The 9,922-nt window shown below is 71.4% G+C and carries 4 protein-coding genes; all 4 read right to left on the bottom strand.

Annotation, left to right across the window (positions count from 1 at the left end):
- On the bottom strand, positions 1 to 1,412 hold a 1,412-nt coding region (locus D7Y13_RS31840), incomplete at its 3' end, for a transglycosylase domain-containing protein (protein ID WP_199732958.1).
- Positions 1,412 to 7,315, bottom strand: a complete 5,904-nt coding sequence (locus D7Y13_RS31835) for an Ig-like domain-containing alpha-2-macroglobulin family protein (protein WP_120585775.1) — start codon at positions 7,313 to 7,315, stop codon at positions 1,412 to 1,414. The genes D7Y13_RS31840 and D7Y13_RS31835, both read right to left, overlap by 1 nt.
- Before the next feature lie 453 nt (positions 7,316 to 7,768).
- Positions 7,769 to 8,980 carry a hypothetical protein gene (locus tag D7Y13_RS31830; protein ID WP_120630875.1) on the bottom strand — a complete coding sequence of 404 codons (1,212 nt, stop codon included), beginning with the start codon at positions 8,978 to 8,980 and terminating at the stop codon, positions 7,769 to 7,771.
- 83 nt (positions 8,981 to 9,063) lie between these two features.
- A partial coding sequence (locus D7Y13_RS31825) for an SDR family oxidoreductase (RefSeq protein ID WP_120630874.1) occupies positions 9,064 to 9,922 on the bottom strand: 859 nt, incomplete at its 5' end.

The following is a 9,922-nucleotide window of genomic DNA, read 5'->3' as shown; positions in this document are numbered from 1 at the left end:
CCCCGCGCCAGCCCCCGGTACGCCCGCGCCAGCTCGCGCAGCGTCACGTCGCCGTTGCCCAGCACGATGCCCACGCCGTAGTGCGATGCGGTCTCCTTGAGGCTCTGGAAGCCCGCCTCGCGCAGCACGCGCAGCACCTGCTCCGGCCCCAGCGCGTCCGCCAGCCGCACCGCCGGAATGTTGTAGCTGGACGCCAGCGCCGCGCGCAGCCGCACCGGGCCGTGCACGCGCCGGTCGTAGTTCTTGGGCACGTACGAGCCGCCCGGCGTGGCCAGGTGCACCTCCACGTCCGCGAGCACGCTGGACGGGGTGAAGCCCTTGCTCAGCGCCAGCCCGTACGCGAACGGCTTCAGCGCGGACCCCGGCTGCCGGAGCGACCGCACGCCGTCGTTCTGACCGCCCTTCGCCTCGTCCAGGAAGTCCGAGGAGCCCACGTACGCGAGCACCTCGCCCGTCGCGTTGTCCAGGACGATGGCCGCCGCCTCCCCCACCCTGCGCTCCGCGAGGCCCCGCAGCTCCTCCACCATCGCCTTCTCCACGGCGGCCTGGAGCGCCGGGTCGATGGTCGTCTCGATGCGCGTCGCATGATCCAACCCCAGCTCCGGCAGCCGCTGGAGCAGCGCCGTCGTCAGGTGCGGCACCTCGAAGACCCGCTCCACCGGCACCTGGTCCAACGGCGTCTCCGCCGCCAGCCGCGCCTCCTCCGCCGTCAGGAAGCCCTCCTCCACCATGCGCGCCAGCACGCCGCGCATCCCCGCCATCGCCGCGTCCTGCCGGCGGTACGGATCCCTCCGCGCGGGCGACCGGGCCATCCCCGCCAGCAGCGCCGCCTGTCCCGCCGACAGCCGCTCCGCCGGACGCCCGAAATAGCGCCGCGCCGCCGCCTCCACCCCGAACGTGGAGTTTCCCAGCGGCACGCGGTCCAGGTACTCCAGCAGCACCTGGTCCTTGGACAGGTGCGCGGTGAGCCGCAGCGCCCACAGCGCCTCGCCCGCCTTGCCCCACCACGAACGCTCGCGCGGCACCAGCCGGCGCGCCAACTGCTGCGCAATCGTGGACGCCCCCGACACGATGCGCCCCGACTTCACGTTGTCGCGCGCCGCGCGGGCCACCGCCACCGGGTCCACGCCCGGATGCCACGTGAACCGTTGATCCTCCGCGGCGATGAAGGCCGCGCGGACCAGCGGGGGAATGCGCCCCCCCACGAGCCCCACACTGCGTCCGTCCTCGCGGGAGAGCACCTCGCGCAGGGCCTGACCCGTGCGGTCGGTGAGCACCAATGAGGACAGCGCCTCGCGGGACAGCAACGTCCCCGGCAGGGGCATCGCGATGAAGCCGATGCACCCCACCCCGACGAGCGCCATGGCCACCGCCATGGCGCGCGCCACCCCACGAAGCGTGAGGCGCTTCATCACTTCGAAGCGACCTCGTCCGGCATCAGCACCGGGAAGCGCCCACCCTCGGAGCGGCCGAAGACCTCCGGCGCGTACATCTCCTCCGCCTTCGCCGGCTTGAGCACGAAGTCACCCGGCGTCGTGGCGCGGGCCACGAAGCTCGTCACGTGCACGCCCGGAGGCAGGTCGTCGGCGAAGAAGATGACGCGGTCATCCCGCTTCTCCGTGTGGTTGAACGGAGACCAGAAGCGCGTCGCCCAGGGGCTGCGGGGCTCGTCCGTCTCCGACAGGTCCTCCCCGCTCTCGTAGTCGTAGCCCTCGCCGGGCCCCTCCTCCTCGCCGGAGCCCGCGGGTCCGGGCAGCTGCGCGGTGCTGGCCAGCGACGTGTCCACGGCCTCCAGGCCCGCGGGCAGCGGCACGTCCACCACCACGAAGTGGCGCCGCATCGGCGTCGCCACGCGCACGCGCACGCGCACCAGCTCACCCGCTCGCGCCGCCTTGGCCTGGCCCCCGCCGTTGTACGGCTCGAACCAGCGCTGGACGATGAGGCCCCGGTCCATCGGATCCAACGGCATCGCGGCCGGCGCGTAGCGCAGGAGCGCCCCGTAGTAGAGGTTGCCCGTGCCGTTGACGCCGAAGGTCAGCGGCTGCGCCTTGTCCGCGGGGCCCAGCTTCTCCACCGGCACCTGCACCGTCTTCACGCCCAGGTCGCGGCCCCGGAAGTCGGCGGACGCAAGCATCTGTCCGCCCAGCTTCACCACCGCCTCGAACGCCGGCACGTCCTTCTCCTTGCGGCGCACCACGTCCGAGAGCGCCATCAGCGAGAAGGCCGCCTCCTGGGTGTTGCGGAACCGGCCGTCGCCCTCGCGCGAGGACGCCAGGTAGCGGCCCATCTTCGACACGTAGGGGTGATCCGGCGTGATGCCCACCAGCGTCTGGAGCACCAGCGCCGTGGTGCGCGTGTCCGACGACCAGAGCGGCGCGTACGTCTTCGCGTCGGTCTCCTGGAAGTGCACGCCCGCCGGCGTCTCCTGCGCCTTGTTCAACAGCTCCTGCAAGAGCGTCTGGCCCTGCGCGCGGTTGCCCTTCCCCACGAAGATGGCGTCCGTCAGCATCGCCTGGGCGAAGAGCGGCAGGGACTGCCGCTTCTCGAACAGCTCGTTGTAGTACGACGGCCGGGGCGAATCCGTGCGCGCCAGCGTGTAGAGCGCGAAGGCCCGCGTCTCCAGGCCCGGGGACTGGCAGCCCGAACCGCACGGGGTGCACACGCCCGCCGCCACCTTGTCCGCCAGGAACTTCTTCGCCTTGGTGAGCACGTTGGCGTTCACCGCGTAGCCCACCTCCTTCGCCCGGGCGAGCGCCAGCGTCGCGTACGCGGAGGCGTACGGCGAGGAGCACTCGCTGGAGGCCCAGAACCGGAAGCCGCCGTCGTGCGACTGGAGCGCTTCGATCTTGCGCACCGTCGCCAGCACCACCGCGTCCGGATCCAGCGTGCCCTGCGCCTTCAGCGCGTCGTCACTGAGGAAGCCGCGCACGAACTCCTGCTTCTGCTCCTCCGAACCGCCCGTCCAGGCCACCCCGAACTTGCCCGACAGTTCGCGCAGCGCGACGAACGGCACCAGCCGCGACGACATCTGCTCCAGGCAGCCGTAGGGGTAGTCCACCAACTGGTTCATCGACTCCTCGAAGCCGCCCATCACCGTGGACGACATCGTCACCGTGAGGCCGCCCACGCCGGGCCGCACGCCGCCCGGCGGCTTGAGGCCTTCCACGCGCTCGCTGGTGGTGTCGCCGTACGTCGCCACCGCCTCCAGGCCCACCGGGAGCTGCACGGGGATCTTCTGCTCCACCCCGTCCGTCTCCCCGCCGCCCGCCACGGAGAAGCGCAGCACCGCGGTGCCCGGCTGTTCGGCCACGAAGGTGAAGCGCACCTCGCGGGCCTTGCCATCCACCAGCGTCACCGTCTTCTCCGTCGGTCCCTCCACGCGCACGCCCGTGAGCTGCGCGGTGACCTTCGCCTCCTTGATGGCCGGGTTCGTGGTGTGGATGACCACGCCCGCCTCCGCTTTGTCCCCCACGCGCACCATGCGGGGCAGCGCCGGCAGCGCCAGCAGCGGCTTGGCCACCTGCACCTTGCTCTCCCCCACACCGAAGCGGTCCCCTTCCGTCACGGCGATGGCCATGATGCGGAAGGTGGTCAGGTTGTCGGGCAGCGTGAACTCCACCTTCGCCACGCCCTGGTCGTCCGTCTCCACCGACTGGAACACCGCCGTCGTCTTGAAGTTGGAGCGGAAGCCGGAGCCCGACGTGTCCGAACCACCGGAGCCGCCCGGCTGCGAGCCCTTCTCGCCGTACAGCTTGCGCAGCACCAGGTGGATGAGCGGCTCGCCGATGCGCACCGACAGGCCGCGCAGCGGAAACAGCTCCTCCACCGGATCCGGCGCCTTGTAGCCCGTCAGCCGCAGCACGCCCTCGTCCACGGCCCACAGCGTCACCTCCGACTTCGCGCCCTTGCCCGCCGCGTCCTTCACCGCGACGTTCACGGTCACCTTGTCGCGGGGACGCTTGTCCTGCGCGTCCGGCGTCAGCGCCACCGACAGGCGCTTCTGCTTCTTCTCCACCTTCAACTCGGTGTAGCCCACGCGCACCGCGGGGCGGCCCGGGTCGTCACCGGTTTCAATGCCCTTGCCGTCCGGCACGCGGCCGCGCACCAGCACCACGCCCACGAAGACGTTGGGGATGGCCCCGTCGCCCAGCGGGATGTCCAGCGCCGTGGCGCTGCCCTTGAGCCTCACGCGGCGCACGCTGAGGATGCCCTCGCGCTCCACCGTCACCAGCGCGTCCGCCTCCGGATACGGGCTCTTCACCAGGATCTTCGCGGTGTCGCCCACGTCGTAGAGCTGCTTGTCCGCGACCAGGTCCAGGCGGTCCGTGTCGTTGCGCTGCCACGACACCCAGCCGGAGCCGGTGACGTAGAGCGAATCCCGCGTCGTCGCCTTGCGGCCCTTCGCGTCCGTCGCCACCGCCTCCAGCACGTACAGGCCGGGCTCGCCGGGGGTGAACCTGCAGGCCTGCGGCGTGGCCGCGCTCTTCACCGAGCACTTGGACACGTCCGTCTCCACCGGCTCCGTCACGGTGAAGTACTGGCCGCCGTCGCCCTTCTTGCGGATGGACTTCCATTCGCGGCGCTTGATGTTCACGTCCAGCGCGATGCCTTCCTGGCGCTGGCCCAGGGGCGTCACCGCCACCAGCTCCAGGCCCACTTCCTTGCCGGCCTCCGCGAAGCCCGTGGAGAGCGTGCGCAGGCCCGCGTAGACGTCCGCGGGGTGGACGGTGATGAGGTTGCGGTTGGCGATGCGCTGGCGGTTGACGTCCTCCACCTCCGCCTCCAGCGTGTACTCCCACGTCTTGCCGCCCGGCGTCTCCGCCGTGCCCAGCGCCAGCGCCAGCTGCCCGGCCGCGTCCGTGTGGCCATCGCCCGTGGCGAAGGTCTCGCTGCTGTGCTCCGGCTGCTCGTCGTCCCACCACCAGGTGTTCACGCCGAAGGTGAACGCCTCGTTGCCCGGCGGCGTGAAGAAGCTGCTGGCCCGGCCCACGCTCCAGCGCACCTGCGAGTTGCCCATGGCGCCGCCGAACAGGTAGCGCGCATCCACGCGCGCGGTGAGCGCGTCACCCGCCACCGCGTTCTGCTGGGGCACCGCCACGTCCACGCGGAACTGCGGCGCGCGGTACTCCTCCACGCGGAAGGTGCCGCCGTAGCTCACCGTCTCACCGGCGATCTTCAGCGTCGCGGACACGTCGTAGAAGCCCAGCGGCACGTCCGCGCCCAGCTTCATGTCCGCGCGGAAGGTGCCGTACTTCGTGACGTCCGCCGCGCCCTGGAAGACCTTCTCCCCGCGCGAATTGGACACCGTCACCTGTGCCTTGGAGCCCGCGGGCGGCGACTTGAGCACGCCCAGCCGGCGGTAGCGCGCCACGCCCTTGAGCATCACGTCGTCGCCCGGGCGGTAGATGCCACGGTCGGCGAACACGAAGCCCAGGCTCTCCGGGGTGAGGCCGTCCCACGCGCTCATCAGCGAGAACGCGCCGGGCGACATGCCGCCCTGCCACGTGGACAGCGTCACGCCGATGTCCATGTCCTTCTGCGCGGACACCATGGCCCACGGCGTCTCCCAGGACGACTCGCGCTTGACGGGGATGAGCCCCGACAGGCCCGGCACCTTCGCGAGTCCGTCCTTGTCCGTCGTGCCCGTCCAGTGCTCCGTGCCCGCCTTGTCCCACAGGGTGAGCTGCGCGCCCGGCACCGGAGCGCCCGTCTGGAGCGACGTCACCCACACCACGCCGGAGGTGGCACCCAGCTTCGCGTGCACCGCCAGGTCCGTCACCTGCCCCACGATGCGGCGCGGGTAGCGCTGCTTGAGCGCCGGCGCGTTCATCCGCGTAACGAACAGGCCCGTCTTCGCGCCGTTGAACGCTTGCCGCAGGTCGAGCGGCACGGTGCGCTGCTGGTTGCGCGCGCCCGACGTGTCGACGGTCACCTTCAGCGGCTCCGCGGTCGGCCATTCGTTGCCGGAGGCCAGCACCGGCGCGAGCTGCGCGGGCGACAGCGACCACAGCTCCGCCTCCACCGACGGGACATTGGTCACCACCAGCGGCAGCGAACCGTCACCGGAGGCCTCCACCAGCGCCTCGTCGGAGCCGGAGTCGAACGAGGGCTCCACGTCGGACAGCTTCGCCTCGCCCTGGAAGGCGGGGCCCGTCTGGCCGAAGAGGTCCTTGTAGCCCGCGGCGACCTTGATCTTGTACGTGGTGCCGGGGCGGTAGCGGCCGGGCAGCGCCACGTAGGGGCTGGTCATTTCGGAGCCTGACCACGGCATCTGCGTCTGCACGCGGTCCCAGTCGATCTCCGCCTTGGGCTCCAGCGTCACCTTGCCCTTGAGCGAGGCCACGTCCAGCTCGTTGGACGTGTGCAGGGTCAGCGGGCCGTAGGAGCACGTCTCCTCGCCCCAGGTGAACACGCACGCGCCTGCGGACTCCACCTTGAGCGCGCCGTAGGTGGAGTAGCCGTAGCGCACGGCCTCCTCCATGGGCAGCGGGCCTTCCACGCCCGTCAGCGTCGAGTCCACCACCAGGGTGAACTTCGTCCCGGGGGACAGCTTCTGCGCGGGCTTCAGTTCGTACTTCACGCGCCGGTCCTGCGACTTGCGCTCCGGGCCGCTGCCCACCTGCTCTTCCTTGATGTCCGCGAACGCCGTCTCCTTCACCAGCGTGAGCGCCACCGGGGCGCCGGTCGCCATCTCCAGGCGCGCGTGCTGGAGCAGGTCCTTCACCTTCTGGTTGAACACCAGCGTGAAGACCTGCTCCGGCTGCGCCCATTTGAACTCCACCTCCGGCTGCGCGGACTGGAGCGAGGGGCGCGTCGTCTCGAAGTCGAAGGTGTAGGGCGCGGCCAGCGTGGTGCCGTCCATGGCCTTGAGGCCCGCGGGCACCGTCACCGTGTACTTCGTCGCCAGCTTCACGCCCGTCTGGGGCACGAACTCCACGCTCGCGGAGCCCACCCAGCGCCACTCGCCCTGGAGCGCGGGTTCAATCTTCGCGGGCGCCGCCAGCCCGCGCTCCTGGGCCACCGTGCCCAGGGCGATCATCGGCTTGGTGAAGGTGATGGTCGGCCGGATGTTGCCGTTGGCCTTGCCCTGGGGCCGCGCGGCCACGACGCTCAACGGGCCCTGGTCCGCGAGCTCCGAAGGGTCGATCTGGAGCGCGGGAGGCTCCGGCAGGGGTTCGACGGCGATGCCGTTCGTCTTCGAGGACGAAGCCGACGCGGGGCCGGCATCCGGGACGCCGCCCTTCGCGTCCTTGTCCCCGCGCGAACACGCGGTCACGACGAGGCAGGCGAGGGCGAGCAATGAAATTCTGCGCATGGTGGGGCTCACGAAGTTCCAGGGCGAGCACACGTGGGCTCCACCCCGAAAAATGACGCGAGCACCGTACCACGGGGCCCCCCACCCCGACTTCACTCCTGGAGGCGCGGATCCGCTCCTTGGATTCCAAGTGTCCGAGAGCCGCTGCCCTGCCCGGGGATACGGCCATGACGCGGATGGACATCCCGCTTTGGAGCACCGTTCGCGAGCACGGAGTCAGGGGCGAAGGACTCCGCGACCGCGACCATGAAACCGCCCAGCAGCTTGCGCCAACGGGACTTCGGTCGGTGACGGGACGACGCCATGGAGCCTCCGGCTTTCCGAGCCTGCGGGAGGCACAACCATGGGGAGGGAGGCGCGAAACGGCCATCGTACCGGTGAGCAGGCCCCCTTCCGTGAGCGGACAGTGACGCGGGCCGCCGTCGCCCGCGCCGTCATCCGGCCCGGTGGGGCTCAGCCCGGGCCGTGGAGCGCGCCGCCAGCGAGCCCCAACAGGAAGGCGACGGTGACGAGCAGCACCACCCAGCGCACGGGGACGGAGGCGGCGCGCGGCACCGGCTGGCCCACCATGGCCCGCGTGGGCGCGGATTCATCCGGCACGAGGAGGCGGACCTGGATGGCCGACGTGCGCAGCACCTCTTCCACGTCGGTGAGGAACTTGTCGTATTCCTCGGGGAGCAGCTCCAGGGGGCTGCCGTGCTGGAACTCATAGCGCTTCGCCACGGCCTCGTGGTTGCGCAGCGAGGCCTGTCCCTTGGCCACGTCCACCCAGCCCGCGACGAGCGCGGGCGCGCTCCCCTTGCGGTCCACCAGCGAGATGGCCTGCCGGGCCTGCTTGCCACCCGCGGTGCTGGGGCCTTCGGGTTCGTCCACGCGCAGGATGCGGTGCGGGGTGCGGCCGTAGATCTTGTGCTGGAGTTCGGACTTGAGGCGCTCCGCGAGCAGGGCGGAGTGGGTGGCGAACATGGTGCGAAGTTCGGCCGTCTCCGGCTCACCGGCCCGGCTGGCGGCCTGCGCGGACGGCAGCGGTGCGAGGATCAATTCCTCCTGCCGACCTCCGCGTGCACCACGGCCTTCGTCGCCGCCGCGAGCGTCGGGGCTCCGGCCCAGGCGGGGAGGCTCCGCGATGCGGGGGAGTTCGGGCGCGCCGTCCAGCTCCGCGCCCCGGCCCGCGCGGATGATCTCCGGCAGGCCGAAGCCTTCCTCCCGAGATCCGGCGCGCGCGGACTCGGCACCGCCGCGAGCGGACTCGGAGCCGCGCCCGGAGTCGGCGCCACCACGACCGCCGCGACCGCCTCGCGGCGCATCCCGCCCTTCCCCACCCCGGGCACGTGGCGGAGGCGAGAGGGGCTCCGACACCCGGGTCTCCAGCACCAGGTCCTCGTCGGGAACTGGAGGCGGCGTCATCCGGGTCTCGTACCCGGCGAGTTCGGACGCGCGGATGTCCGCGCCCGTGGTGGGCGCGACACGGGTCTGGTTGCCCCACGACTTGCGAGCGGTGCTCCCCGCCGCAGGCGTGCCAGCATCTGAAGCCCGGGGCGCAGGAGGTGGCACCTGGGTCTGCTCGGTGCGGACCTCCTCCGTCTCGTCCAGATCATCGAGCGGCGCGACGCGGGTCTCGTCGACGGGCTCCGGCTCGCGGTTCCTGCTCTGCCCCTTGGCCATGTGCGCGACCTCTCACGTCGGACCATAGCGCGTTGCCCGGGCATGGGGGATGGCCCCGTTTCCACCGGGGCGCCCGCCTGCCCTCAGTAGGCCGGCCAGTCCGGGAGCGCGGTCTCGATGGGCCCTCCGAACCACGACGCATAGGCCGCCTCGTCCGCGACCGGATACCGCGTCCCGTAGGTCTTCTCGAAGTAGTCGGCCCAGTGCGGCTGGGAACCATCCAGGTCGGTGAAACCGTACTCGCGCGCCAGTGTCCACGAGGCGACGACGCGCCCCGCGCGCTGATGCACGGCGGGGTCCGCCGCGAGCGCCGCCACCGCCCGGCCCACGTAGCAGGGGGTCTCCGACGCGATGAAGTCCGCGTTCACCTTCGTCCCGTCGCGCCAGTTCGCCTCCGTCACCCCAAAGCCGTCCAGCATCTCCTCCGAGCGCAGGAAGCCCGGCGTCACGGCGAGCGCGGTGATGTTCGTGCGGCGCAGGTCGCGCGACATGGCGAAGGCCAGTCGGATGACGGCCATCTTCGTCACGTCGTAAGCCACCCCGCCCCGGTAGCCGAAGTGGTCCCCATCCGTCACCTCCACGATGAGCCCCCGGTCCCGCTCCAACATCAGCGGCACCGCGTGACGGCTGGTGATGACGTGCGTGACGATGGCGCGCTCGAACATGAGCCGGGCGTTCTGCGCCGACTGCTTCCAGAACGGCAGCCCCAGCTCGTGCAGCGACTCTCCGCCCCAGATGTCGTTGACGAGCACGTCCAGCTGTCCCGCCTCCGTGCGGATCCGCTGGCACAGCGCCTCCACCTCCGCCTCCACCGAGTGGTCCACCCGCACCGCGATGCCCTTCCCACCCCGAGCCGTGACGAGCTCCGCCGTCTCTTCAATCGTCTCCGGCCGCGCATCCCCGCTGGCGGGCCTGCCGCGCACGCTGCGCCCGGTGCAGTAC

It is taken from the genome of Corallococcus praedator, from assembly GCF_003612125.1.
Lineage (GTDB): Bacteria > Myxococcota > Myxococcia > Myxococcales > Myxococcaceae > Corallococcus > Corallococcus praedator.
The sequence above is the reverse complement of the archived record's forward strand: the minus strand, read 5'-3'. Positions and strand labels throughout refer to the sequence as shown.